Here is a 26,946-nt window from a genome sequence, read left to right as displayed (position 1 = left end):
CGGTTGTAATACGAGATGTTTGGTGAAGCGAGAATGACTTGGTTTGTAGATATGGCAGCGATGTCAGATCGAGTAATTCTCAATCAAGAATCGGCAGCAAAATAGGTAAACCAAGGCATGAAGCCATTGCCCATAAAAAAGAAAGGAAAAAAATCTTTACCACAGAGTTTAACTCGTCAGCGATATGTATCCATGCATACCCATGTATAAACCAACTGCACTGATCAAGACGCCCGATAAGTAAGGAGCTCGACGTGCAACATCATTCAAACCGCTCCATTTAGATGTCGCTTTTTGCACGCCCACTGCAGCCACAACGCCAACAGCAACCAGAGTCAAGGCTAAGCCAATACTGAATGACACAACTAAAGTCGCACCAAGAGTCATTGCCTTAAGCTGCAAACAGATAAGCAAAACCGTTACCGCAGCAGGGCATGGAATCAAACCGCCCGTTAATCCAAACAGCAGAATTTGCCCATTCGTCACGTCTCGATTCTCAAAGCGCTTTTGAATGTCTAAAGCGTGAGCGCGCTCGTGAGCATCTTGATATTCCTTATCTTCGCTTTCTAAATGAGACCCAGGACGGAAATGTACATCAAAGTCATGGGTATGATCATGGTGCCCGATGATCAAAGTGACAGAAAGTCCATTAGAGACTTCAATGCAAGACGCCGATTCCAAGTATCCATCACGCTCTATAAAGTGATAAATATCAGCAGGTTGATAACCATCACTCGATACCGAAACCTTGATACCTTCAGCAGTTAAAGGTTTACCGCTGAGTGTTCGCAATTGGAAACGGTGATGCTCCCCTTCCTGTGTAATCGAAAGCGAAACATGCCCATGTCCTGTATCCACAACTTGCGTCGTCCAGTCGCGAGCATGCTCCTGAGCTTTGTTCCAAGCTCGCTCATCGCTCCATGTCCGCCAAAACATCCATACGCCGGTTGTCACGATAATGACCCCAGAGATAAGTTGCATCCATGGTTCAGCCGCTTCAGCGGTGAATTTCTGGCTAATATACATCCCGCCAACAGCGATTAACCATACAATTGCAGTGTGAGAAAGTGTGGCAGCTAAACCCAGCATCACGGCTTGTTTGACCGTTCCTTTCACAGCGACAATGAACGCCGCCATCATCGTTTTAGAGTGCCCAGGTTCTAAACCATGCAAAGCGCCAAGCAAAATGGCACTGGGAATAAAGAACCACCCATTACCTTGTTGTAGTAACGCGACAAAATCCATTGTTGTTCTCTGTTGTTGATTCTAATTTATCGCAAACTATACTCCCCCCTAGTATTAAATACTACCCCCCAGTATAAATTGAGTGCTACATTATCAGTTAGAATAACTCGGCCCGTAACTTAAAGAAGATAAGACATGTCGCATACAACCAGAGATCAAAAGAAGCTCAACACTCGAGTCAGTAAAATACAGGGTCAGGTGAATGGACTTAAAAAAATGCTGGAAGAAGAGCATGAATGCCAAGATGTGTTGCAGCAGATTGCCGCTATTCGGGGAGCAGTAAATGGTTTGATGCGAGAAGTAATTAAAGGTCACTTACTTGAGCACGTTGTACTTGAGGAAGACAAAACTCAACGTGAAAAAGATATGGAAGTCGTATTAAAAGTACTGGACTCTTATATAAAGTAACCCTACTTCGCTAGAGTAAAGTCACTAGGGTTAAACTCGAATAGATCCTTTATAGGTAATCGCTTACTAAGCGGGAAATAACAATTCCATTTCATATTGATTAAGTTGAAAATGGAACCTATATCGGTTCGAGTTAAATAGTTTATTTATAAGAACTAAAACGGCCCAAACATAGGGCCGTTCATATTATTAAAAAACTCTAAACTATCTGATAAAAATACATATTGTGATAGGTTTTTACTTTATGGAAGAGTACAAGTAAACCTTTATACCTCTTGTAATTCGACGTGCTTAGCGCTGTAAGATTTTGTAAATGCAACACACCCCAAAAGTACAGCAAGTGGTAACACAGGATCAAAGATTGAACCATGAGATCCGAAGAATAAGTTAAGAATCATGACTAATGAACCACCAATAGCCCAAGCAATTGTTGTTGGAATAGTCCAAATAATGAGTTGTTTCTTAACCTCAGTCACCCCCATTAATCGATTAACAATATGGAATAGCGAGTCATTAAAGTAGCCAGCAAATAGAGATCCCATCGTAGCTGCCGTCGCTGCGAATAAAAGGTTAACGTCAGGAATATTTACTAAAACTGGGGCAGATATAGAAGCAGCGGTTATCATGGAGACTGTACCAGAGCCCTGAATAATACGAACTAACGTCGCAATAATAAATGGAATCATAACCGCAGAAATAGGAAGCCCTGCAACTTGGTTAGCAATCTCTGCGCCCGCACCCGTTTCACGCAATACGGCACCTAACGCGCCACCAGCTCCTGTTACTAACAAAATGATGCCACAAGTGGAGATTCCTTGTTCCATCTTTTCATTCGCTTCTTCTTTGGTAAGGTTATTACCCAATGTGTAAACCGCTAATAACGTCGCTATTGATAGTGCAATAGTAGGGCTGCCGATAAAAGCGATAAATTGACCAAATGTTGTTGCAGTCAGCCCTTCGAAACCGAAAGTCCCCTCTAATAAACCCATCACTGATTTCGCAAGTATAAGTAAAATTGGGATAATAATTGGAGCGATAGATTTACTTAAAGATGGTAGGTCTTTCGCTTCTTTACTTGCAATGTACTCTTTGTGATCATTAATCAGTTGCTCACTAGACTTCGAGAAATGTTCGGTTGGAATGAATTCAGGAAACTGCTTTTCTAACCATCTTGCATACCAAACAATACCCATGACACAAGGCGCTGCGATCATCAAACCAAAACCTAACATGCTGGCAAGATCGACACCAAAGATACCAGCAACTCCCAAAGGCCCTGGAGTCGGCGGAATAGCGTGATGCGCTACGACCAAGCCGCCCGCCAGAGCAACCGTAAGCGTTAAAATCGAGCGATTGGACGTTTTTGACAAAGACTTCGCTATTGGATAAAGAATGATAAGCGCGCTATCCACAAAGATTGGGATGCTAACAATATAGCCAGTTACAGCAAGAGCGGCCTCTTCTTTCTTTTTTCCTAACCACTTTATAAAATTATAGGCAATACTTTCTCCTGCTCCAGAAGCCTCTAAAATAGCCCCCATCATAACGCCGAGACCGATGACAATCCCTATACCGCCTAATGTTCCACCAAATCCTTTGCTAACGGTCGCAATCGTGTCGTCAACACTTAACCCACCAATAATACCTGCGATACATGCCGCAATTAACATCGCAATTAACACATGTACTTTTGTACGTAATACAAGAAAAACAAGGACTGATACGGCTACTATTAGTCCAATTACTGAGGTTGGTAACATTAGACAATCTCCATATTGTTAACAGAAATAAATTGTTGTAATACATCCTTGAAATTACTGTCTGATTTAAATCCAAGCTCCAGTTCTTTAGTACAATCAATTTTTTGTGGCCAACTACTCACAATACGATCAATACCCGCATCATGCTCATAGGTAATATAATTAGAAAGTTGTTTACCCATTAGAGTGTCCATTGTTTGAATCATCTCAGCTGGTGTAGTTTGAATACCAGGTAAATTAAGCGTTCTATAGGACAGATTATTTAACTGCTCATAAGGCATTAGCCCTGCATATTGAATATTGTCCACCACTCTAGACGGGCTCGATATCCAAAGTTTTAGCGTAGGGTCTACAGGACAATTTGATTCTTGAGCATTCAAAGGCTCACGAATAATTCCGCTTACGAAAGAGCTAGCGGCAAGGTTTGGTTTCCCAGGGCGAATACAAATAGTCGGTAAACGTACGGATACAGCTTTAACAAAGCCTTTACGGGCATAGTCGTTCACCAATAACTCACCTATAGCTTTTTGCGTCCCGTAGGATGACTGAGGATGAAGTGCTGTTATTGGTGTAATCGTTTCCGGAAGATCACCACCAAATACAGCTAAAGATGAAGCAAACGTAAAACGAATATTAGGGTTTACTTTACGGCAACGCTCAAGCAATAACTGTGTGGTCGTCAGGTTTACAGCTACGCCTAAATCAAAATCTTGCTCAGCATGGCTCGATACAATTGCCGCTAAATGAAAAATGTGTGTCGTTTCGGCAGTAATAACTTGGTCTATATTTTCTCGCTTTGTCATATCCATGACTAAAGAAACGACTCGGTCATCAATGCCCTCTAAGCGCGACTTTTGAATGTCGACAATAGTAATACTTTCAGCTTTGTTTTCTTTTAGTAGTGATTTGGCAAGTAGGGTTCCGAGAAAACCCGCCCCTCCAGTTATGATAATATTCATAGTCACGACCCTTTGTTTTTGTAATTGGTTTCAAGTTATTTATGGATAGAAATTAAAATTGTTATAGGTATGGTTTAACCCAACTAAGGCCCAGCTGCGTGCTATGCCTTGGGTTGTATTCACAACCGATCCAGCCTTGGTAACCAGAGTCATCCAAAACATTGAATAGGTGTGGGTAATTCAGTTCGCCTTCCGATGGTTCGTGCCTTTCAGGCACAGAAGCAATTTGAATATGGCCTGTGTATGGCGCCACATCGCGAATCAACGTACTCAGATCACCGTCCATAATTTGTGCGTGATAGAGATCGAGCTGCAATTTCACGTTTGGACGAGCCACTTGTTTGATGAGTTCCACCGCTTCACGTTGATGTGCAACAAAGTAGTTCGGTACATCGCGATTGTTGAGTGGCTCAATCATCAGCTCAACACCATGTTCGGCAAACTTATCCGCTGCATAACGAATGTTTGAGATAAAGGTTTCAATATGCTGATCACGAGTGAAGCGTGAATCAACAATGCCAGACATAGCGTGAACCTTTTTACAGTTCAGTGCCTTGGCGTACATCAGCGCAGTCTCGACGCTCGTTTTAAATTCATCCTCACGCCCCGGAATAGCTGCAAAACCTCGTTCACCTGCATCCCAATCACCTGGAGGCATGTTGAATAACGCTTGCTCAAAACCAAACTGCTGTATCTTGCTTGCTAGTTCTTGCGCTTCGAATGCGTATGGGAAAAGGTATTCCACCGCTTTGAAGCCCGCTTGGTGTGCTTTTTCGAAACGATCTAGAAAAGGAACTTCTGTGAATAACATTGTCAGATTTGCCGCGAATTTAGCCATTACTTACCTCTCCCTTTTAGGTCTTGAATCTCAGTATCCGTTAAGTAGCGGATGTTGCTGTCTTTCAGAATGAACGCTAGCTTCGCTGTCTCTTCTAGCTCTTCTGCGTTATCCACTGCATCTTCAAAGTCCGTACCCGTGATCACTGGACCATGGTTCGCCAGGAGGAAAGCTCGGTAGTCACTAGCCCGTTGCGCAAGTTCTTCAGCAATCTGAGGGTCGCCCGGGCGCAGGTACGGAATCACTGGCAGTTCGCCAATGCGCATTACAAAGTAAGGTGTAAAAGCTTTGATGGCATTCTCGCGATCTAGACCTTCAAGACAAGAAAGCGCCGTCAAGTAAGTAGAATGCAGATGCACAATCGCATTACACTTTGAGTTATTTCGATAAATCGCCAGATGAAAAGCGACTTCTTTTGATGGCTTTTCACCAGAGATATGGTTGCCATCAATATCCACAACCGAAAGCTCTTCAGCAATCAAGCGGCCGAACGAAGAACCAGTTGGCGTTGCCAGAAAGTGTCCATTAGGCAGTTTTAGAGAAAGGTTGCCAGCGCCGCCAGTCGCATAGCCACGTTCAAACATAGAGCGCGCCATAGTGACCATTTGCTCTCGCAGTTGTTGTTCTGTCATCAATTCTTTATTCATCACAACCTCACCTATTCAAAAAACGACTGTGCTTTGGCAAAGAAGTGTTCATCGCCGAAGTTGCCCGATTTCAGAGCCAAAGAAAGCTCGCCTTCAAGTGACTTCACCCAAGGTACACCTGGTGCGATTTGAGGACCGATATGAAAACCTTTTACGGCTAGGCTTTGGGTTACAACCCCTGAGGTTTCCCCACCCGCAACGATGAAATTTTTCACACCGTTCTGCTGAAGTTTAACTGCAAGTTGGCTAAAGAATTGTTCAACCGCGTGACTTGAAGCATGCGCGCCAAACTCTTGTTGAATCGCTTTTAACGCCGCTGCATCTGCGGTTGCGTAAACCAGTGGTGCGAACTCGCTTTCGATGTTGGTCATGACCCAATCAAACACTTGATTTAAGTAATCTTCTTCCGTCAGACACGCCTTCACATCAATAGCAAAGTGTGGCGCTTTTTCTTTGTAAACAGCGACCTGTTGGTTGGTCATGACAGAACAAGATCCAGATAACACAACGGTTGGTGCCTTTTTAGGGTTCCCCTCTTGCTTCGCATCACTTTGATCTTCAAGGTTCTCTATCCAGTTCTTAGCAATACCCGCAGCCAAACCAGAACCACCAGTTACCAGTTTTAGAGACTTCGCCGCTTGACCAAGTGTGACAAGATGCTCTGCATTGAATGCATCAACCACTGCATAGCGGTTGCCTTGTACTTTTAGCTCTTCAAAGCGCCCAATTACCGCTTTTGGACCTTGTTCAATTATTTGGAAGTTCACCAGGCCAGATTTGCCTTGAGATTGAGCATCCATCATACGAACTAGGCTTGAATCAGTCATTGGTGTCACAGGGTGATTACGCATACCTGAGTCGCTTAGCAAGTCTTGGAATACAAATAGATGGCCGTTGTAAACTGTGCGACCATTCACTGGTAATGATGGGCATACAATGGTGAACGCTTCACCTAGCTCTGCAAGCAGTGCATCCGTTACAGGACCAATGTTACCTTCTGCTGTGCTGTCAAACGTTGAGCAGTACTTGAAGTAAAACTGCTGACAGCCATTTGCTTGCAGCCACTTAAGCGCCGCTACTGAATCCTCGATTGCCTCATCTACAGGACAAGAGCGAGATTTAAGACTGATCACGACCGCATCTGCGTTTACATCAATCTCTTCTTTTGGAATACCGTTAAGCTGAACTGTGCGCATGCCGTTTTCTACAAGAAAACCTGCGATGTCTGTTGCGCCAGTAAAGTCGTCTGCGATAACGCCTAATAACATCATTTTTTCTCCGTTTTACGTGCGCTTATTTCTGTTTGTTTTCTACACCTGGAAGCTCAATACCATCAAAAATCTTGATAACGGAACTGTCGTCCTCCTGGCCAAAACCAGCATTGCTTGCACTCAAAAACATGTTTAGTGCTGTGCTTGATAGAGGAAGTGGAAATTTGAGATCTTTTGCTGTGTCCGATACGAGGTTTAAATCTTTCACAAAGATGTCGACCATAGATTTAGGGGAGTAATCACCATCAACTACATGCTTCATGCGGTTCTCAAACATCCAAGAGTTACCCGCTGCATTCGTCACCACGTCGTACATCAGGTCAAGAGGAATGTTTGCACGTGCCGCTAATGCCATTGCTTCAGCACCAGCTGCGATATGAACACCTGCTAGCAATTGGTGGATAATCTTCACAGTTGCGCCTAGGCCAATCGCTTCACCGATGTTGTAGACTTTAGCTGCCGTTGCGTTGAGTACTGGTTCAAGTGCATCAAATGTGCTTTGCGCTCCCGACGCCATAATAGTCATCTCACCTAATTCTGCTTTTGCAGCACCACCAGATACCGGTGCATCAAGCATCACAAGATTGTGTTCTGCCAATTTCGCTTCAATTTGTTTTGCGTCTTCTGCTGAGATGGTTGCTGAAACCATTACTGGCGTATTCGGCTTAAGCGCTGTAGCAAGACCGGTTTTGAACAAGACCGTGTTAACTTGAGCTGCGTTCACAACAAGAACTAGAACCGAATCAAGCTTATCTGCAAACTCAACTGCATTTGTAGAAACAGCTTTTGCACCGAATGAACCTAACTCTTCAAGCGCTTGAGAATTTAAATCGAAACCATAGACATCGAGGCCTGCACGCACACATGACTTTGCGGCGCCCATTCCCATAGAGCCTAAACCGATAACACCTACAGATTGAACTTCACTCATAAAAACAATGCCTTCTGGTCTATTAAACTTTGTTAATTCTTGTTTGGTTGATGTGATTATATGTGAAGATTAATACTAAGACCTCGCTTTGAATCACATTTTTTCACACAAATTAACAATGTCGTGATATATACCTCTTTATGGGCAGAGATAATCCGAGCAGTTAACACAAGCGAAGGCTGTTCTTACAACGTTGAGAACATAATTCACAGATATTCACAACAAATGAAAAGATTGGTAGGATACTGAAAAACAAGAATATAGAAGTGAAACTATGATCCCAGCAGAACGTCAAAGAACCATATTATCCCTGTTATCACATCAAGAAGTGTTAAGCATTTCAGATTTAACCGACCACCTTGGCGTATCACATATGACCATTCGTCGTGATATCGTGAAGCTTGAATCCTCAGGTAAAGTCGTTTCTGTTTCTGGTGGAGTGCAACTCGCTCAAGCTCTACATTCCGAACTTTCCCATGATGCGAAGGTCGAGCAACAAGCGGATGAAAAAATTCAAATTGGTAAGCTGGCGGCTACGTTAATTGGTCAAGACGCTACGATTTACTTGGATGCGGGAACAACCTCTCTAGAAATCGCCCATCAAATAGCAAATCGTAATGATCTTTTAGTGATCACCAATGACTTCTCTATTGCTGCTTTCCTTATGACGCACAGTGAATGTGAGCTTTACCACACTGGGGGAAAAATTGACCGCGAGAACCAATCCACCATTGGAGGAAAAGTCGCAGAGTTCTTGAATGGGCTAAATATTGATATCGCCTTTATTTCGACTTCATCTTGGAGCTTGAAAGGCTTATCAACACCTAATGAAAATAAAGTTCTCGTTAAAAAAGCAATCATCAAGGCGGCACAAACCAATTATCTGATCTCAGACTCAACTAAATACGGTCAGATAGCGAGCTTTCATGCATTAGACATCGAGCAATTGGACGGAATTATTACCGATCGAAACCTATCCGAAGTGGTCACTCAAGAATTAACGGATAAAGGATTACGTGTGTATAAAGAGTAACACTACCTAAATATCTGAGTTCGCGTAACTTTTATACTCGTTAATTTATAGGTGCTTCCAATATACATAGACCGTGCTGTGTACTTTCTGGCAGAAAACACATCCTTTTGTTTTCTAAATTACCAAATTACTGATTACATCTGGGATATGGAAGCTCACTTCGCTTTATCGCTGCTCGTCACTTGTCATCAAAAATCAAATTCACCGCAATTGCCATCAAAACTAAGCCTAAGATTGGCAGCAAGACACCCAATGGTGAGCGCTCTATGTAAGGCAAGTTTTCAGCAATCAATAAGCCCCACTCAGGTTCGGGCGGCTTAACGCCAAGTCCGATAAAACTCAGAGACGTCAGGCTAAGCGTAATGTAAGGCAAACGCAGAAACGCATGACGAATCAATGGCGGCAGCACATAAGGCAACAAGTAGTAGCGGAGTACTCGCCACTGACTGGTTCCCCAAATGGGCGCAAGATGCGTATAAGGCTGCGCTTTGGCTTCCATCAACAAGCTCGCGCAGTGCGCCGCTAATGGTGCCCATGACACCATAACAATCGCAATCAAAGCACTGTTTGGGTTCATCCCCGTTAGACCAGCAATCAGCAGACCAGCCACAATGTATGGCACACCTTTGGTGATCTCAATTAAGCCTTGGCTATAACGAGTCACGAAGCCGAGCAGCAAACCAATCACCAAACTTAGGAACGTCGCGATGATGCCCATTTTGATTGTCGACATCATACCGCCGCCAACGCGAGCAAGCAGATCTCGTCCAACCGCATCGGCACCAAACGGTGCTGCGAAGCTTGGCGATTCAAGGCGGGTAAATTGGATGGTGTAAGGATCGCGCATTAATGCCCATCCCGCACAACCAATCAGCAAGGCAAAGATTGTGGCACTGACGATGCGTTTGGTGGTGCTTTGGGTAAAACGGAACGTGCTGTGACTGCTGATCAACTTGCCACTTGTGACACTGTGCCCGAGTAACCAGCGTTGCAATAAGATGCTCGCACTGCTGATCAACATCGAGAACACCAGCAACACCAACAAGCCACCTTGCAGCATCGGCAGATCTTGTGACTTCGCGGCGCCTAAGATTAGTCGTCCGATACCCGGAATGGAGAACACTTGCTCCACAGCAACCGCGCCGCCGGTCAAACCAATCACCGTCATTGCGATTTGAGGAATCAAGTTACTAACGGCACGCCACAAGGCAAAGCGTAAGATTTGAAACTTACTGACGTTCGCCGATAGCCAAGTGATCACCCAAGGCTCATCTAGTACACGCTTGAGGCTGTCATTGAGCAAGCGCCCGAACAAGCCAGCAGCAGGCAATGCCATTGCCAAACTGGGTAGCCAGAGGTTTTGCACACCTTGCCAACCATAAGGCGGGAACCAGCCAAACCAGATGGAAAACACCATGATCAGCAACGAAGCAATCACGTATTCAGGCAATGAAACCAACACCGAACTGAGCGTGTCATGATGCTTGTCTAAACGATTCTGTTGCCAACGACGCACGGTGTAAAGCACACTCGCCATGCACATTACAAATGCCATGCCTAGCGCTGTAAGCATCAGTAATAGTGACTTTTTTGCGGTTTGTTGAACGCTCTCCATGACGGACGCCCCGCTCACCCAAGAGACACCTAAGTCACCTTGCATGGCAAGCGTCAACCAATCCCACAGTCGCTCAGCAGCGCTGCGGTCAAGTTGAAGATCTTCTCGAATTGCTTGCAGAGCTTCTGCCGTCAGCAATTGTTGAGCACCCGCACGGGCACGGAGGATTGATTGGCTTGGGTCGATACCGGCAATATCCGGCATCAAACCCACCAGCACAACCACTACCCCGAGAGACAGGAAGCGCGACAAAAAACGCGTAAACCATTCAGGCATACAAGCGCTCCAACGAGAGCGCATGTTGGCAACAGACGACATCGAGTTAGTTCACCTCAGTAAACTGGTCGATCAGGCGACGCTCACGTGGGTCACGTTGTGCATTCTTCACGCGATCACTCTCACCTTGGATTACACGCTCGTGAAGCAGTGGAATCACAGCGTATTGCTCAAGGATTTTGCTTTCTGCTTCGATGATCGCTTGTTGGCGTTTCTCACCCAACGGCTGACGATCAGCGTGTTTCAATGCAGCATCCACTTCTTCAGAGCAGAACTGACCTAGGTTGTAAGAACCTTTACAGCTAAAGTCACTTTGCATGTACGCCACTGGGTCACCAGAATCCAACACTGTTGCACGTGACAACAAGAACGCATCGAACTTACCTGCTAGTGCATCGTTTTCGATTTGTGCGTATTCACGAACGTCTAGTTCAACCACAAACCCAGCCGCTTCAAGTTGTTGCCTTAGCAGCACCGCCACTTCTGGCAACTCTGCACGGTCGGTAAACGTACCAATGGTGATCTTCTCACCATTCGCGTGGCGCATTTCCATGGTTTCCATACGAGGGTTCGCGTCACGAATTGGTTGAGCCCATGCCAATGCAGGACCTAACAAACCTTTCGCTGAGTCGGCGTGGTTCTCGTAAACCGTTTTGATGATTTGCTCACGGTTAACCGCTTGAGCCGCTGCTTTACGCAAACCGAACTGGCTAAACACATCTGATTTATTGTTTAGGTAAAGCGTGTTGGTACGTGGCATTGCGACTTCGTGCAGCTGTGAAGATTCCATCATCGCGATTTGCGATACAGGAACGGCTTCAACGACATCCGCCTCACCGGTACGTAGTGCCGCAGCACGAGCAAAACCGTTTGGTACGTATTCAGCAAAGATACTGTCTACTTTTGCTTTTTCGCCCCAGTAACCGTCAAAACGCTTCAATTTAGCGCTGGTTGTACCGTTGATTTCTGTCAGAACGAATGGACCGGTACCCGCATTAATTGGCACAACGCGACCGTTTTCTTGATATGCAGCACCAGAAAGGATCGCTAGCTGTGGGCTAGATAGACGGCTTGGCAACAATGGATCGTTAAAGGTCGTTTTGATTTCAACAGTGAAGTCGTCCAGTGCGCTAACTTGCCATTCGATACCATCCAAAATGCGTGGTTTTGGTGCAGCATCTAATGCTTTTTGTAGAGAGTTCACAACCGCATTGGCATCAAGGTCAGAACCATCGTGGAATTTCACGCCTTTACGTACCGTAAACTGCCACGTCATCGGGTCAACTTGTTCCCACTCTGTTGCCAGCATAGGTTCTGCTACCGACTGATCGTTTAGGTTCACTAGCGTTTCTGCCGTGCTCCAACGTGACAGTTTGAACGCGTCATCTGAAAGTGGCGATAAACCTGTGCGTGGTGGTTGCATCATGGCAACGCGAATTTCCGTTGCTTGCGGTGCAGCTGCTTTTTCCGCTTCTGGCTTGCTTTCGCCAGAGTCAAAACAACCCGTCAGCAATGCGCTTAAAGCCAGCGACAAAGCTAACTTGGGAGTACTAAGGTGCATAAGAAACCTCTCCAATGGTTTTTGTGAATTCATTACTTTTGTGTTGAGCGCTCATCAAGGCTCTCGTGATCAAGTGCGATGGGTTATTTGTCACGTTCTGTGCTGTGCCGTGCTCGACAACGCGTCCTTTGTCTAACACTAGGATTTCATCGCATAGGGTTTGTGCCGCATCGAGGTCATGTGTCACCAAAATCAGGCGCATCTGACGACTCTTTTGAATGCCTGCCAACAAGTCGAGAATCTGTTTACGACTGACGGGGTCTAAGCTGCTGGTTGGCTCATCGGCAACCAACACACAAGGCTCGACAATCAAAGCTCTAGCGATAGCCACACGTTGCGCTTGCCCAACTGATAATTGCTGCGGGTTACGATCCAACAATGTGAGATCCAAACCGACATCCGCCAACACCTTTTCCACCTTCTCATTGAGCTCTTGTGTCAAACCAATGTTGCTTAGCGGCTCCAGTAAGATCTGGCGAACGGTGTAATAAGGATTCAAGCTCGATTGCGGCTCTTGCGGAATCAATTGAATGTGCTGGCACAACTCTTGGCGCTGCTTAGCCGAGCTACGCGATAGCGGATAGCCACACACATACACTTCACCAGATGTGGGTTTACGAAGACCAAACAGAAGCTCAATCAAAGTCGATTTACCCGCACCAGAAGGACCAACAATCGCAATGTTCTTTGTGTCGATGGAAAGATCCAATTGTTCGAGCGCTTTAAACGGTTTGCCCCCCAACCAACTTGGTTTGGAGTAATAGTGAACACTGGCTTGCTCAAAGCGAACTTCCGCCGATTTAGGCTGCGTGTGCCCGCTCAAGTTGTGCTTAGTCAAAATAGGCTCCAGAGATGAGGTTAAGGCAGCAGTTGCGCAAGTTGTTGGCAGAAAGGATGCGAACTTTGCTGAATGGCTTGCCAAGGTGCGCCATAAGCCACCATGGTGTTGTCCGCAATCACCAAGACTTTGTCACACGCCAAAGCCGCAGACAGATCGTGCGTGATCAACAAACCACTGATGTTGCGTTGCTGAACACTACTGCGAAACAACTCAAGGATCTCCGCTTCGGTGATTGGATCGAGCGCACTGGTGGGCTCATCAGCGATGATCAAGTTGGCACTACCAAGCAACGCAATCGCAATACAAATACGCTGGCGCTGACCACCAGATAACTGGCTTGGATGCTGCGCTAATGCTGCTTTTGGATCCGCAAATCCGAGTTGAGACAACAAGGTCGTCACGGTGTCTCGGTTTGCTGAAGACAAGCGCGTTTTTTTGCCCGTCAATGCCAAACACAGTTGTTGTTCGACAGACGCCAATGGATTCAGCGCTTTAAGTGCATCTTGGAAAATGACCGCGGGACGCTGCAATTGACTACGTTGCAGCATGACAGTTTGTGCGACTTCACTGCTGTTAAGCTGGATACTTCCGTCTACCCAAATATCAGACGGCAAAAAACCTGCGACGGCTTTCGACAACATGGATTTACCAATGCCGGAAGGTCCCATAATGGCAAGAACTTCACCTTGAGACAGCTCAAAAGAAATGTCTTTGAAGAGTGTACGCTCTGAGTCATTATTAACGGAGAGTATTGGTTGAGAAATCACGGCATAAAGTAAATGTAATAATATAACATCACAAATAATATCATGCGGGTTAAAGCAAGGAAACCAGTCGGAAAGGTTATTTCATCACCTTTTTCAGATTTATCAACAAGGGCAGATGGCTCCACCCTTGTTATAAGAACATCTAAATTAGGTCGTTTGTGACAGTGTGAATTAAAGACACTTTTGTTTAACTTGACCGAGGTATCGAAACAAGAAGACAAAGCGCCCAACGTAGAACAAAGTGAATGCCAGCCACAAACCGTGATTGCCCCAATATTGCACCGCAATAAATTGCGTCACTAAGAACAAAACCATGGTTAGGAAGGTAGAGTTACGCACTGGTCGCGTCGTCCCTGTACCGGTAAAGATGCCGTAAAACGTAAGACCAAAACCAGCAACCAACGGGAATGCCAATAACCAAGGGCTCATGTCTAGATACAGCTCAACAAGGTTTGGCAAAGTGGTAAACAACGTCACTAATTGGTGTTTGAACTGCACCAACAGCAAGGTCAATACAAGAACGAACGCCGCGGTCCATTGCGTGTTTAGCTTAATCACGTTATCAAGCAATGTTGGATTCTTCTGCCCTACCGCTTTACCTGCAAAGACGCTCGACGCGTTCGCTACACCGTCGAACATGTAGCTGACGATAAAGGTCACTTGCATCATGATTGCGTTCGCAGCAAGCACATCAGAACCAAGCTGAGAGCCTACACGCGCCATCATGTTGAAGAACACCAATAGACACACAGTACGAAGCAGCAGATCCATATTGGAAGACGCAATGACTTTGAGATCTTTACGCGTCATTTTTGCGGTCTGAATGTGATCAAACAGCGGGAAGCGACAGGTTTTCAACACCAGCACCGCACCAATAACAAACGTCGAGATTTGCGCGATAAGTGTCGCCACCGCAACACCAGCAATGCCCATATCGAAGTACAACACAAAGACGATATCCAGCACGATGTTCAGCACGTTACCAAACACTTGCGTGAACAAGGTTTCTTTGGCTTTCGCCTGCCCCATCAGCCAACCAATCACGGTGTAGTTCAGCAGTACAAACGGTGCACCAAAGATCATGATATCGAAGTAAATCTTCGCGTTTTCGGCCACGACTGCATCAGGGGAGATAATCAGCTCTGCCCCCATCCAAATCACGGACTGCAACGCAATGAAAATCAAGCCAAGGCAAAGCGAAAGCACGAAAGGACGAAATAAGCTGCTCGCTTGATCTTCTGGGCTATTTTTACCTAATGCGATTGCACTTTGCCCCGTAGTACTTACGCGGAAAAAGCCAAACAACCAATACAAGGTGTTCATGATGACGGTGCCGATCGCCACACCACCAATCATCTCAGCCACACCGAGTTTACCGATCACCGCGGTGTCCACCGCCCCCAACAATGGTTGGGTAACAGTAGAAACAATGAAAGGAAATGCGATTTTAAAATAGTCTTTATGAGTCAGGGACATCTTAAATTATGAACGGGGTTAATTTTTATAAGGTCGCTATCATATGCGAATGGCGCCCGAACATGAACCAAAGTTCGCCAGCAAGAAATAGCATTGATAATTGATACAACCAGCAAACGTATTCTCATACCAAAGCTTGAAATAGGATAACGACTTATGAGAAAAGCCAAGTTAACTGCATATAAATGAGTTTCTAGTTTGGAAAGATTAGCGTTTGGTTGAGCATGGCAGATCAGAATGTATCTGCCATGTCATGACGGTAGTGATTGGTGAAAAGAGACCGTACAGATGATATTTAATGCTTGTGGGTTTCATCTGACAATGTTTAGGTCGATACCAAGCCTTATGTTCTGTAAAGCACCTTTACAACATGCCAACCGAACTTGGTTTTAACTAAATGCGGCGTTAACACTTCGCCAGAAAAGCACACTTTGTCGAATTGAGGTACCATTTGACCACGGCGGAATTCACCAAGGTCACCACCGCGTTTGCCTGACGGGCAAGTTGAATACTTCTTCGCTAATGTCTGAAACTTTGCGCCTTTTTTCAGTTGCTTGATTATGTCTTCCGCTTGCTCTTTGTGCTTCACAAGAATATGTAATGCGGCTGCTGTATTTGCCATTGATCTATCTCTCACTATTCTGGTCGCGCAAGTGTACCCAATCCTTTTTAACAGACCAAACATTTCTTAATAATAGCTCAGCGGTAAAGGCCCCAATACACGAGGAATATAAAATCGTCTACATAATGAGTTTAAAATACAAACAAGTTTTGCTCAGTTAATCACTATGTCTCTAAAAGATTGTCTAAAAAGCTCACATTTGTCTCTCCGATGGTTGAAGCCTTCGTCTGATAAGATTAGATTAGACACAATTCGGTGGTGTTTATAAGGTTATTTTCATGGCAAAAGTCATTAGCAAAGCGAATCAATCTCAGGGCATGTTGATGTTTAAGCTCACCCTGCAACAGAGTTTCGCTATCGGTACGCTAAAAGTCCGTGAAATCGTCCCGTACATGCCAACGACAAAGATCCCTTACTCGCATCATCACGTCATTGGAACCGTTACGATACGTAACTTAACAGTACCAGTGATCGATATGTCAGCGGCTGTTGGCTTTCGTCCTATAAGTGAAGAAGAATATAAAAGCTGCTACTTGATCGTGACAGATTGCTTGCGAACCGTGGTAGCTTTTATGGTTCGTAGTATAGAGAAGATCATTGAGTGCGATTGGAAAGCTATTGAAACGCCACCTCCGAGCGCTGGAAAAAATATTTTCGTGACTGGAATTACCCGCTACGAGGACAAAACTGTTCAAATGCTGGATGTGGAGCTTCTACTTTCCAAAATTTATCCGCAGTACGAGAATTCAAAGATCCCAATGCTGACAGATATTGAGCGAGAACGCCTAAAAGCACTCAGTATTCTATTGGTGGATGACTCTTCCATCGCTCGTAAACAGCTGTGTGACGCACTCGATAGCATCAATATTGGGTATCAAATCTGTAAAAATGGTTTAGATGCATTGGAACTGATGAAAAGTGACGCTGCGGCTCATCGCCCAATTGATATTCTGGTCAGCGATATTGAAATGCCCGGATTAGACGGTTATGAATTAGCATTTGAAGTTCAGAATAATTCCTCTCTGAACCATTCATACCGCATTTTACATACATCGTTATCGAGCGAAATCTGTGTAGACAGAGCTCACCAAGTTGGCGCGCATGAGGCACTTGAGAAATTCAATGCAGGAGAACTAATCGAAGCGATGCTTCGCGGAGCAAAAGAGCTAGAAGCCAAAGCTATGACTTCTTAACTCTTATTGGACGAGTTGATTTGAGAATATAATGCAGTGCTTGTCCTATCCCTGATGCTCACATCCGCTAATTTCTCAGCTCACTTCTTTGGCATCGCGTAACTACGAGAAACGAATTCCGTCTCTTTGACTTGATGAGTATGATTAATATAAGAAGCTAGGCTGTAAAGTACATTCGCTAATAAGTTCGCGTAACGAAACAAAATAGGTGCGGGCTGCTTCTTACCTGTATGTTCAACGGCAACTAATGCTCGTACCGTTTTTTTAGCTTGGCAACGGCACAAATGCAATTGACTGGCTGCCGGGTGTCCTCCGGGTAGAACAAAGCCTTTGAAGCCACCATCAATGCGTTGCTTGAGCAAAGCATAATCGGCCTTTAACTCTTCAACTTCCGTCTCTGTAATCGCTAATTTTCCGCGAACCGAACCATTTAGATGATAAACATTAGGCTGCATTCTTGTCAGTATATCACGGCTAAACTCGTCCAACTCCATAGCGAGAACAAGGCCAATACGACTACAAAGTTCATCTGCTGTAATTTCAAAGTCACAAACCGGACTGTCCTCGTAAATAAACGGATAGCAAATCTCGCTCAATTCCTTGCTTACAGGTTTCATGCTTTTGTTCCAATATAAAAAAGGGAGTCAGTATAACCTAACTCCCTTTAAACGTTCATTATGCCAAATAATCGACATTCATATGATCGGTTTACAATCAGGCACTTTCGACTTTCTTGTGACCTTCTTGAAGGTGAACAAAATCGACTAAATCATCACCAGACACTTGATACGCCTGACCAAAACCTTTAACAAATAGCCCCGATTCTGGCTTTAAGTTGAACAAAACGAAATCCTCTAGCTGGCTTAGACCATCAATAATCTCACCAAAACGCTCTTTCATTTGTCCAACAACTTGTTGCCACATCTCTGTGTCTCGCTCAACTACATTTGCTACCGCATCAAAAGTTAAGCGCTTACGAGCAAACAGCTGCTTTGAAGACTCTTCATCTTCGATCATCATCAATGAAACATTTGGATTTTCTAAAAGGTTACGGGCATGACGAGCGATTTTAGAAATGAGAACGAAATAACCTTCCTGGTTTTGAACATAAGGCGCGTAGCTTACATTCGGGCGACCTTCTGCATCGACAGTTGCAAGCTGAAGTGTACGGCGCTCCTGACGAAACTCTTTGATCTCTGGCCCTAAACGACCTTGCAAACGCTCTTGTTTAACTTGTTGATCCATATTGATACCTGACTTTACTAATTAGTATTCGAGTTAAGCCTCGATTATGTTTGTGATTACTTTTTTAATTCGGCTTGTAGGGCGCGAAATGCGGTTACTTGCTCTTCAATCAACTCGCGCTTTTCGTTACGGCCTAAATAAACCTTGAAAATATTGCTTCCGCACTCCGAGAAAAAACCAAAATAGTGACTCTCTCTACCCATAAACGGTTTACTGACTAATGCGACATTTTTAACGTTATCTAATTTAAGGTGGCCGTGCAGTTCACCTTCTCTACCCATTAAATTGTAATAGCCACGCGCCACTTTTCCTTTTGGAAACGGCGCTTTAACTTCAAAGATAGAACCAAAAGAGTGGACGATGGTCGTCACCGGGCCAAAACCAACCAAACTTTCTAGGATGCTTTGCGCTTGCTCTCCTGGTGCAATAGCCACCATTTCCTGAGGTAGAGCCGCAACAACCTCAAACTCGGAAATGCCAAGACGCTCTGCCATCGCAGCTGGCAATAATTGTGGTTCTTGCTCTAGTAATACTTCAACTTGTTGCTTGATTGATTCCATTGTGTCTTCCGTTTTTGTTCAATTTGTTTTCATTAATTATTGGATGCTTTCGGTACGGTTTCGTTCATCTCCGACGTGAGTACCTGAATACAACTTTGAGCCAATGACACTGCCCAGAAGCTGCCTGCAAGAGTAAGGACTGCGCTACGTTCATGTAGTTGTACTAAGCCTTTCGCTTGCCACACTTTAAATAGAGGCAATAAAAACCCGAACGCGTCCTCTCCCATAAATGATGGAAGTTGATTTGCTTGAACAATGCCACGGTCAAACGCAGATTTGAGTGCAGAAAAAAGTGGTTCTAGAGGGCTTTGCTTCATCATCATCGCGATGGTGCTTTGACCTTCTTTGACCGCTTTAATATAGGTCTCTAGTGTGCGGTGTTGCATCATCCCGTAGCCACCGATATTACCTCCAGCACCACAGCCAATTGGCAATACCTCTGCATAAGTCTTGGCTAAACTATTGTATAAACTACGCTCGCGGTTATCGATTGCCCAATGGTTCACACTCAGTTGCTTCATATGGTGTTTGGCCATAAAGTTCACACCGAGCTCATACATTCCCGCTTTTTCTGGTGTGGTCGCAGGTGGCGGGATTTTTCCCTTTTCTACGAGGTTGAGCATGGGAGCTGACCCACCAACCACTAACTGATACAAATCCAGTCCGTGTGCGCCAGTCGAGAGGAAATCATTTAAATCTTGCTCTAACACTTCTTTGGTTTGATAAGGTAAGCCATAGAGTAAATCGATAATGACCGGAATTTTGTCTTCTTTGGCGATCTCGCTCACTCGTTTGAGGACATCTTCCCTATCATCTAAACGTTTTGCGCTGCGGCGCACTTGTGTATTAAAACTTTGCACACCAAAAGAGAAACGATTAAACCCACCCTCTAAAGCGCCTTGATACAACTCATCAGAAAAACGATTGATGCGACCTTCTAAGGTGATTTCGCAGTCTGCAGCCAAAGGAAAGTGGTCTCGGATAGCCTGGCCTAACACACGAACCTGTACTGGAGATAAATCCGTTGGCGTTCCGCCCCCGATATATACGGCGTGAAAAATACCATTTTGTGTCCAAGGTAATGCCGCTTTCTCTCTAAGCTCCTGCATTAATGCTTCAAAGTACTCATCAACCAGTGTGCGACTTGCAGCATTTTGAAAGAAGTTACAAAAAGTGCAACGAACGCGACAAAACGGAACATGAATATAAAGACAGCGCTTATTGGTCGCTTTAATTGAGTTAGCCGTAATACTCGAAAAAATCGCCTGTTGTTGAGACGAGGGCACAGGTACGCTCGCTCCCCCGGCATGTGCAGAATGCTTCTTAACAAAAGCAAATCGCAATGGATCAGGACTATCACTGCCCAACACTGATTCATCAAGCTTATCGATATCGACGCTCATATATACTCGCTTAACTCCCATCATGTAAGGGATGGAAGCTGATCTTAAAAATTCTGCAAGAATCATAATTTGAGCGTAATGATAATGCAATTGATAATTGATCTTATTTCCATTGTAAGTAATAATCTGCCCAAGTTTTCATAGTTTCCCGAGATATTCCGTGAACGTACAAAGATATGTCATTGCAGGAGGTGCTTCCCTTGCCATCCATGCCGCACTTCTTTTTGTTTCTCAAGAGACAAAGGTGTTCGCGATGCCGGCTGGAAACCCAGCAAGTTCGGTAAGTCTAAATCTTGTGTCTGCTCCTCCCGCTGTCGAAAAATCTACACCAGAAAATGTAGCGCCACCAAAAGAGCAGCCTCAAGACCAACCTGAACCAGAAAAGAAGATTGTAAAAAAACAGGTCGTCAAGAAAGACGCTGTTAAGAAGAAGGTAGTAGAGAAAAAACCAGAACCGGTTAAACAATCTAAACCTAAAACGGTCGAGCCCACCAAAACCGTAACAAAGCAAAAGGTTCAGCCCGAAGCGAAACCAAAGAAAAAAACGGAACCGGTGAAGAAAGAGACGGTAGCTCAACAATCCGCACCTGCGAGCCAATCCAAAGGGGCAACGTCTCAGCCTGTCTTGGTCGACAAACCAACGTTTGTGAGTCAACCAACACAACCCCGTTACCCAAGGTCTGCACAAAGACGCGGTATTGAAGGTGTAGCCTTGTATGAGATATGGCTAGATGAGAATGGTAACCAGATTAAACAGGTTTTGATTGAGTCTTCCGGCACAGAGTCGCTAGATGCCTCAGCACTTCGTGCGATCAAACAGTGGCAATTTACACCACATATTTCAGGTGGGCTAAAAGTCGCTCACCGAGTACAAGTACCTGTTCGTTTTAAGTTGGATGGATAATGGAACAACTACAAGAATTACAAACTCAATTTGGGCTGATGACATGGCCTTTGATCATTTGCTCAGCTCTAACCGTGATGATCATCGCCGAGCGATTATTCCATGTGTTAATTAGCCTTGGTGTAGGAAAGCGAGCCATTCGCCAAAAGCTCACAGGATTAGACCCAACAAATGGGAGCGAACTTGAAGCACTTGCTGAAGAGTTGTCGAATAAGCGGCCGCTTCTGTACCGTGGTGTTGCGATGTTGCTTGCTCATCATTCGTTTTCGAAATCTTTAAGAGAAGATGCCGCAGGTATTTGGCTGCAAGAAAAACGCCATCAGTTGCATTCCGGCCTTCGTTTGCTGACGCTGATTGGCGTCATCAGCCCTTTAATTGGCTTGCTTGGTACGGTACTTGGCTTAATTGACATGTTTAAAGGCATCGCGGTTTCAACGGGGAATATCACTCCGAATGATTTAGCTGACGGCCTAGGTCTTGCTATGCGCACCACTGCCGCGGGTCTCATTATCGCACTTCCTGCCATTTCAGGAGCGCAGATCATTGGTTTGTGGGCGGATCGTGTAATCGCCAAGCTTGAGCACACTTTAAACTACGTCAACTTATGGCTTGAAGGTATCTCGTTACAGCATGTCTCGCCAGACCACTCAAAAGTAACACTGCGCTCTTCTGAGAAGATTGAGGCTGCAACTCAATGATTAAAACACCACAAGAAAATAGTCTTAACGGTTTAACCCCCGATTTAACACCGCTGTTAGACATTATTTTTATCGTCATGGTTTTCCTGATGTTAACCGCAGCGGTCAAACTCGATTCATTAGACGTCAATTTACCGAGCACAGAATCTCAGGCTGTTGCAGATGTCGATAAGCAATCCATCACGGTAAATATTCTTAAAGACGAGCCTTACTGGGCTATTAACGGCAAGACATATATCGATTGGGACAACTTTACCCTCGCGCTGTTAGAAGAGAGTAAGTCAAGCGATAAACCGATTGTAATTGGAGCAGAAAAAACCGCGAATATTCAGTCGCTAGTACAACTTCTCGGCTTTTTACAAGAAAACGGAATTCAAGCAACTCAGTTACTCACTGAAGAGCCATCATAAAAATAAGTAAGATAGAGATCCTTTCAAAATGAAGAACACACGCATCACTATTCATGCTGTTGTCACGGCAGCTATTTCCCTACTTGCGAGTAGTCAACTTTTTGCCAATGAAACGCCATCCTCAGAGCGCGTTGTTAGCGCAGGCAGCGCCGTCACTGAACTCTTGCTTGAACTCGACGCTAAAGATAGCTTGGTTGCTATCGACGTCACCAGTCAATTACCAAAAGGGATGGAACTGCCTAAAGTGGGCTACCATCGTCGTCTTTCAGCGGAGGGGTTGCTCGCCTTACGTCCGACAAAAGTCATTGGTTCTGATGAGATGGGGCCGAAAACAACATTGAGCCAATTGAAATCGGCTGGCGTAGATGTAGAAATTGTTAATACTGATGCAAATGTCGAGGGCCTTTATCAACGTATTGATCAAATTGCGAACCTTATGGATCGCAAGGCTCAAGCTGAAAGCTTAAAGCAAGATGTCCAGGCGCAAGTACAAGCACTCAATGCAAACCAACCTGATCAAGCGAAGAAAAAGAAAGTGCTCTTTCTGCTGATCCATGAAGGGCGACCTGCAAATGTTGCGGGCTCACAAACGACACCCGATGCAATTATTCAACTCGCCGGCGGACAAAACCCAGCCGCTACACAACTCTCGTCTTACAAGCCTCTATCCACAGAAGCGATGGTAGAGATGCAGCCTGACGTGATTCTTGTTAGCGGTCGCAGCTATGGAACGTTGGGTGGTGCCGATGCAATTTTAAAAGCAATGCCGCTTCTTGCTGCAACACCCGCTGGAAAGAACAAAGACATCATAACGATTGATGGCCATGCTCTGGTAGGTGGTTTGGGCCTTAAAAGCCTTGCAGAAGCTAAACGCTTGAATGCACTGCTTTACCCATAGAGACATGACATGTTGTTAAGACGCATCCCCCTTTCAACGACGTTATCAGTGCTTAGTGGATTTTTAGCATTTATTGCTATCGCCTCTATTACCGTTGGCCCAATGAACATTAGCTTTGCTGACAGTTTGCGTAGCCTAACGGGAGGCAGTTCTGATCTCGCTCCTCACATTCAGTTGGTCATTAACGAAATCCGATTGCCTCGCACCATTTTGTGTATGTTCATCGGCGCCATTTTGGCAATTTGTGGTGTGGTTATGCAGGGCTTGTTCCGTAACCCATTAGCCGAGCCTGGTATCATTGGTGTGTCTGCTGGCGCTGCTCTTGGTGGTGCATTCGCTATTGTTGTATTTGCTGAATTTAGCCAAAACTATCCGCAACTAATGAACTTAGCGGCTCTGCCTCTTTTTGCTTTCCTTGGCGGTGCACTAACGACTATTCTCGTTTATAAACTCGGCACAAGTAAGTTTGGTACCTCAGTTACAATTATGTTGTTAGCCGGCGTTGCCATCAGCGCGCTCTCGGGTGCTGCGATTGGCTACATGAACTTTATCGCAGATGATCAGATGCTGCGAGATTTGACGCTTTGGTCGATGGGCTCATTAGCTGGTGCAAATTGGTCAGGGATTGCTCTATCTGCTATAACACTCGTCATCCTATTGCTCTGGTTTCAGAAGAAGTCGATGGCGCTGAATGCTCTGTTGTTAGGGGAATCAGAAGCAAGACACTTAGGAGTTCCGGTTCAAAAACTCAAACGTCAGCTTATTTTACTTTCTGCACTGGGTGTTGGTATTACGGTGAGCATCAGTGGTGCAATTGGCTTTATTGGGCTCGTGATTCCTCACTTAGGGCGCATGCTCGCTGGGCCTGACCATCGAACGCTATTACCAATATCTGCCTTAATGGGAGCACTGCTTCTTACTGCCGCAGATATGTATGCTCGTGTTGCCGTGGCACCAGCTGAATTACCAGTTGGAATCGTGACCGCATTGATTGGCGCGCCCTTTTTCATCTACTTATTGTTCCAGCAAAAAGGGAAGATTTTGTAATGAACCAGATCGTTTTATCGGGGAAAAACATTTCGATGACGTATGGCAACCGTGTGGTGCTCGATGACATCAACATTGATATCCGAGCTGGTGAAGTGACCGCCCTACTCGGCCCCAATGGCGCAGGTAAAAGTACTTTACTCAAGCTTCTATGCGGTGAGATCTCTTCGAATCATCACATCACCTACTTCGGCAAACAAAAGCATGATTGGGAGCCTGAAAAAAGCGCCAAACATATTGCAATGCTCCCGCAGCACAGCACCTTAACCTTCCCATTTCTAGCCAGAGAAGTAGTAGAGCTGGGGGCAATACCGCTATCACTGTCCAATAAAGAAACCACTAAACTGGCTTTACATTACATGGAACAAACCGACGTATTGCATTTAGCAGAAAGCCTGTACCCGTCTTTATCTGGTGGAGAAAAGCAACGACTGCATCTAGCACGAGTGATGACACAACTACATCAATCTGGCGAAAAACGAATCTTAATGCTTGATGAACCTACCTCAGCGTTGGATCTCGCCCACCAACACAACACGTTAAAGATTGCTCGTGAAACGGCAAAAGCACAAAACGCAGCGGTGGTTGTGGTGTTACATGACTTGAATCTAGCCTCTCAGTACGCAGACCGCCTTGTACTCTTGCATAACGGGAAACTAGTTTGTGATGACACGCCATGGAATGCACTAACGTCAGAGCGCATTGAGCAAGTTTATGGCTATCGATCTATTGTGACAAAACATCCGACGCTAGACTTCCCTCAAGTGCATGCCGCAGCATAAAGCGTATTTCCTCTAAGCCGTCTCTAAAACACTTTGATACGACAAAGGCCCGCAATATAAGAATTGCGGGCCTTTGCTTTGATAGTGGCAGAATTTGGTGCTTTAAAGGCTATTACTTGCTCATTTGGATCAATGATCGACCAATCAACCACTCAAGCTCTTTGTCACCACCCGCACCAAACTGGCTTTCAACCATTTTGTATAAGCGGTCAATACCATTAGCAGCAAATTCTTGCGCATTTTCAGCGGTGACAATGTGATGGAATAGCAGTCGTAAAATCGCGAGAAACTCAGCATCTTCCAGCGCTTTAATCCAACTTTGTGAAAATGCATTTAATCCTTTATCAAACTCTAAGTGTTCAATAAACATTTTAAAGATACGGCCATCCAGTGCGGCGGTGAAGTCCGTTTTCTTAGGGAAGTGATGGCTAATACCGGTACGCGATATACCTGTCTGCTGGCTTAGCGTCGTGTACGACATTTTGTCGTAACCTAATCTGAGTAGCTGATCAATAACGGCATCCATGATCTTTTGGATAGTGATTTCGGTATCTTCTTTACTACGCTTTGGCATATTTTAAGCTCTTCTCTTTGTAAATCCATCTAACTCACTATTAAATGAGGCCAGAATGAAATCATTCTTAGCATTATACCCGGCTCGCCGATGCGGTTCGATTAGCGAAAACCTAGAAATCAGGTTGCTAAGCGCTGCACTTGAAAGCGCTTTGGGTATATGTATTGCGACTATTTAATATCATGTCGAGTTCCAAACCATAACGTCTTTACACTGCGTAATGTGTAATTTTCAGTTATGTTTTTGTCAATACATGCTACTCAAAATAAGGCGAAAAGTTAGTCTCATCAAAACCTTGCGCCAATTATTCATCGAAACTATTCAAAGACCAAGAATGATAATTATTAAAAATAATCAATCAAGAAATAGTCTTATAAATTAACCATTAGTTCAACTGGACTGAGCAAAATCTCGTCACTATGTTCGTTAATTGATTTTAAATGTTGATATATATCACATTAACGTTCTTGATGATTTAGTAATCCAATCTTTAACCCTTACTTAACAAGTGCCTATTCTGTTCCTTTTTTACGCAAAAGTCGTCATTTTTGTAGATACAGATCAAATACCTGATAGAATACCCTTAGTATTTACAAGAGGATTCGTTATGAGTGTCGAATTAGAAAAAAACCAAGTATGTGAGGCCTGCGGCTGTGCTGGCGAGATAGGCTTTATCATCAAAGAAGGTGACGAAGTTGCCGACGTAACGGTTTTCGCACAGACAAAAACAGAGCTAGAGTCTGAACTACAAAAATACATCGAGCTCGCTAAATCAGTATGTGCTGATGTTGAATACAATGTTTCAGAAATAACCGAAGAAGCGAACCAAGCGACGGCTCGATTCAAATTTGAAGTAAGTGCTGAAAAACTTATCTTTGAATTAAAAACTCGCTCACTCGCGCGTTAGTAAATTACCACCTTCTAAAGAAGGTGGCTTTGTGTGAGCCCCCTAAAAGGGGGCCTTTGTTTAGTCCAGCGCCAA

General features: G+C 44.7%; 28 protein-coding genes. 10 read left to right on the top strand and 18 right to left on the bottom strand.

Going from position 1 to position 26,946, the window contains the following annotated elements; genetic code table 11:
* Positions 1–168: 168 nt before the first annotated feature.
* Positions 169–1,245 carry a nickel/cobalt efflux protein RcnA gene (locus R7P36_RS21995; protein ID WP_158173187.1) on the bottom strand — a complete coding sequence of 359 codons (1,077 nt, stop codon included), beginning with the start codon at positions 1,243–1,245 and terminating at the stop codon, positions 169–171.
* 135 nt (positions 1,246–1,380) lie between these two features.
* Here R7P36_RS21995 and rcnR point away from each other — a divergent pair, with 135 nt between their 5' ends.
* A complete protein-coding gene (gene rcnR / locus R7P36_RS21990; protein WP_005375370.1) occupies positions 1,381–1,653 on the top strand; it encodes a Ni(II)/Co(II)-binding transcriptional repressor RcnR in 273 nt (90 codons plus the stop codon).
* 266 nt (positions 1,654–1,919) lie between these two features.
* On the opposite strand, the gene R7P36_RS21985 is transcribed toward rcnR, so the two are convergent.
* From R7P36_RS21985 to ltnD, 6 genes are all read right to left on the bottom strand, one after another.
* Positions 1,920–3,413: a GntP family permease gene (locus R7P36_RS21985; RefSeq protein ID WP_005375369.1), complete on the bottom strand. Its 1,494-nt coding sequence runs from the start codon at positions 3,411–3,413 to the stop codon at positions 1,920–1,922.
* A complete protein-coding gene (gene denD, locus R7P36_RS21980; RefSeq protein WP_005375367.1) occupies positions 3,413–4,372 on the bottom strand; it encodes a D-erythronate dehydrogenase in 960 nt (319 codons plus the stop codon). Before denD ends, R7P36_RS21985 begins: the two co-directional genes overlap by 1 nt.
* Before the next feature lie 61 nt (positions 4,373–4,433).
* Entirely contained in the window at positions 4,434–5,210 is a 777-nt protein-coding gene (gene otnI / locus R7P36_RS21975) for a 2-oxo-tetronate isomerase (protein WP_005375365.1), read from the bottom strand.
* On the bottom strand, positions 5,210–5,857 hold the full coding sequence (locus R7P36_RS21970) for an aldolase (protein WP_005385078.1): 648 nt from the start codon (positions 5,855–5,857) through the stop codon (positions 5,210–5,212). Before R7P36_RS21970 ends, otnI begins: the two co-directional genes overlap by 1 nt.
* A gap of 11 nt (positions 5,858–5,868) precedes the next feature.
* Entirely contained in the window at positions 5,869–7,125 is a 1,257-nt protein-coding gene (gene otnK, locus R7P36_RS21965) for a 3-oxo-tetronate kinase (RefSeq protein WP_005375358.1), read from the bottom strand.
* Positions 7,126–7,150: 25 nt separating this feature from the next.
* On the bottom strand, positions 7,151–8,059 hold the full coding sequence (gene ltnD / locus R7P36_RS21960; protein WP_054701282.1) for an L-threonate dehydrogenase: 909 nt from the start codon (positions 8,057–8,059) through the stop codon (positions 7,151–7,153).
* A 274-nt stretch (positions 8,060–8,333) separates the two neighbouring features.
* On the opposite strand from ltnD, the gene R7P36_RS21955 reads away from it, so the two are divergent.
* The gene (locus R7P36_RS21955; RefSeq protein WP_005375354.1) at positions 8,334–9,092 is read left to right on the top strand and encodes a DeoR/GlpR family DNA-binding transcription regulator; all 759 of its coding nucleotides are present in this window, start codon (positions 8,334–8,336) and stop codon (positions 9,090–9,092) included.
* A gap of 178 nt (positions 9,093–9,270) precedes the next feature.
* On the opposite strand, the gene R7P36_RS21950 is transcribed toward R7P36_RS21955, so the two are convergent.
* The 6 genes from R7P36_RS21950 to ppiC form a co-directional block, all read right to left on the bottom strand.
* Positions 9,271–11,025: an ABC transporter permease subunit gene (locus R7P36_RS21950; RefSeq protein WP_395234527.1), complete on the bottom strand. Its 1,755-nt coding sequence runs from the start codon at positions 11,023–11,025 to the stop codon at positions 9,271–9,273.
* 4 nt (positions 11,026–11,029) lie between these two features.
* A complete protein-coding gene (locus R7P36_RS21945; RefSeq protein WP_170897045.1) occupies positions 11,030–12,544 on the bottom strand; it encodes an ABC transporter substrate-binding protein in 1,515 nt (504 codons plus the stop codon).
* Positions 12,534–13,382, bottom strand: coding sequence for an ABC transporter ATP-binding protein (locus R7P36_RS21940; protein WP_054701280.1), 849 nt, complete (start codon positions 13,380–13,382; stop codon positions 12,534–12,536). The genes R7P36_RS21945 and R7P36_RS21940 overlap by 11 nt, the downstream gene beginning before the upstream one ends.
* A gap of 20 nt (positions 13,383–13,402) precedes the next feature.
* Positions 13,403–14,152: an ATP-binding cassette domain-containing protein gene (locus tag R7P36_RS21935; RefSeq protein ID WP_318122303.1), complete on the bottom strand. Its 750-nt coding sequence runs from the start codon at positions 14,150–14,152 to the stop codon at positions 13,403–13,405.
* 171 nt (positions 14,153–14,323) lie between these two features.
* Positions 14,324–15,628, bottom strand: coding sequence for an MATE family efflux transporter (locus R7P36_RS21930; protein WP_170897046.1), 1,305 nt, complete (start codon positions 15,626–15,628; stop codon positions 14,324–14,326).
* A 343-nt stretch (positions 15,629–15,971) separates the two neighbouring features.
* A complete protein-coding gene (gene ppiC, locus R7P36_RS21925; RefSeq protein WP_080276970.1) occupies positions 15,972–16,313 on the bottom strand; it encodes a peptidylprolyl isomerase PpiC in 342 nt (113 codons plus the stop codon).
* 215 nt (positions 16,314–16,528) lie between these two features.
* On the opposite strand from ppiC, the gene R7P36_RS21920 reads away from it, so the two are divergent.
* Positions 16,529–17,443, top strand: a complete 915-nt coding sequence (locus R7P36_RS21920) for a chemotaxis protein (RefSeq protein ID WP_033906782.1) — start codon at positions 16,529–16,531, stop codon at positions 17,441–17,443.
* 80 nt (positions 17,444–17,523) lie between these two features.
* Here R7P36_RS21920 and R7P36_RS21915 read toward each other — a convergent pair whose 3' ends face one another.
* The 4 genes from R7P36_RS21915 to hutW form a co-directional block, all read right to left on the bottom strand.
* Positions 17,524–18,060: an ATP:cob(I)alamin adenosyltransferase gene (locus tag R7P36_RS21915; protein ID WP_033906781.1), complete on the bottom strand. Its 537-nt coding sequence runs from the start codon at positions 18,058–18,060 to the stop codon at positions 17,524–17,526.
* 97 nt (positions 18,061–18,157) lie between these two features.
* A complete protein-coding gene (hutZ, locus tag R7P36_RS21910; RefSeq protein ID WP_005375331.1) occupies positions 18,158–18,688 on the bottom strand; it encodes a heme utilization protein HutZ in 531 nt (176 codons plus the stop codon).
* Between the two features lie 56 nt (positions 18,689–18,744).
* Entirely contained in the window at positions 18,745–19,248 is a 504-nt protein-coding gene (gene hutX / locus R7P36_RS21905) for a heme utilization cystosolic carrier protein HutX (RefSeq protein ID WP_005385051.1), read from the bottom strand.
* A 32-nt stretch (positions 19,249–19,280) separates the two neighbouring features.
* Entirely contained in the window at positions 19,281–20,651 is a 1,371-nt protein-coding gene (gene hutW / locus R7P36_RS21900; protein WP_064354555.1) for a heme anaerobic degradation radical SAM methyltransferase ChuW/HutW, read from the bottom strand.
* 160 nt (positions 20,652–20,811) lie between these two features.
* On the opposite strand from hutW, the gene R7P36_RS21895 reads away from it, so the two are divergent.
* Genes R7P36_RS21895 through R7P36_RS21870 form a run of 6 tightly spaced genes read left to right on the top strand, consistent with a single transcriptional unit; the run spans position 20,812 to position 25,390 of the window.
* The gene (locus R7P36_RS21895) at positions 20,812–21,555 is read left to right on the top strand and encodes an energy transducer TonB (protein ID WP_021707650.1); all 744 of its coding nucleotides are present in this window, start codon (positions 20,812–20,814) and stop codon (positions 21,553–21,555) included.
* Positions 21,555–22,253: a MotA/TolQ/ExbB proton channel family protein gene (locus tag R7P36_RS21890; protein WP_005385044.1), complete on the top strand. Its 699-nt coding sequence runs from the start codon at positions 21,555–21,557 to the stop codon at positions 22,251–22,253. Before R7P36_RS21895 ends, R7P36_RS21890 begins: the two co-directional genes overlap by 1 nt.
* Positions 22,250–22,663, top strand: coding sequence for an ExbD/TolR family protein (locus R7P36_RS21885; RefSeq protein WP_213966344.1), 414 nt, complete (start codon positions 22,250–22,252; stop codon positions 22,661–22,663). Before R7P36_RS21890 ends, R7P36_RS21885 begins: the two co-directional genes overlap by 4 nt.
* 28 nt (positions 22,664–22,691) lie before the next feature.
* The gene (locus tag R7P36_RS21880) at positions 22,692–23,561 is read left to right on the top strand and encodes a hemin ABC transporter substrate-binding protein (RefSeq protein ID WP_213899136.1); all 870 of its coding nucleotides are present in this window, start codon (positions 22,692–22,694) and stop codon (positions 23,559–23,561) included.
* Positions 23,562–23,570: 9 nt separating this feature from the next.
* On the top strand, positions 23,571–24,608 hold the full coding sequence (locus tag R7P36_RS21875; protein ID WP_318122301.1) for an iron ABC transporter permease: 1,038 nt from the start codon (positions 23,571–23,573) through the stop codon (positions 24,606–24,608).
* Positions 24,608–25,390: a heme ABC transporter ATP-binding protein gene (locus tag R7P36_RS21870; protein WP_005385036.1), complete on the top strand. Its 783-nt coding sequence runs from the start codon at positions 24,608–24,610 to the stop codon at positions 25,388–25,390. The genes R7P36_RS21875 and R7P36_RS21870 overlap by 1 nt, the downstream gene beginning before the upstream one ends.
* Before the next feature lie 112 nt (positions 25,391–25,502).
* Here R7P36_RS21870 and R7P36_RS21865 read toward each other — a convergent pair whose 3' ends face one another.
* The gene (locus R7P36_RS21865) at positions 25,503–25,964 is read right to left on the bottom strand and encodes a TetR/AcrR family transcriptional regulator (protein WP_005385033.1); all 462 of its coding nucleotides are present in this window, start codon (positions 25,962–25,964) and stop codon (positions 25,503–25,505) included.
* 607 nt (positions 25,965–26,571) lie between these two features.
* Here R7P36_RS21865 and R7P36_RS21860 point away from each other — a divergent pair.
* Positions 26,572–26,871: a YfcZ/YiiS family protein gene (locus R7P36_RS21860; protein WP_005385031.1), complete on the top strand. Its 300-nt coding sequence runs from the start codon at positions 26,572–26,574 to the stop codon at positions 26,869–26,871.
* Positions 26,872–26,946: the final 75 nt, after the last annotated feature.

It is taken from the genome of Vibrio sp. 397 (genome assembly GCF_033339395.1).
GTDB classification, from domain to species: Bacteria; Pseudomonadota; Gammaproteobacteria; order Enterobacterales; family Vibrionaceae; genus Vibrio; species Vibrio alginolyticus.
The sequence above is the reverse complement of the archived record's forward strand: the minus strand, read 5'-3'. Positions and strand labels throughout refer to the sequence as shown.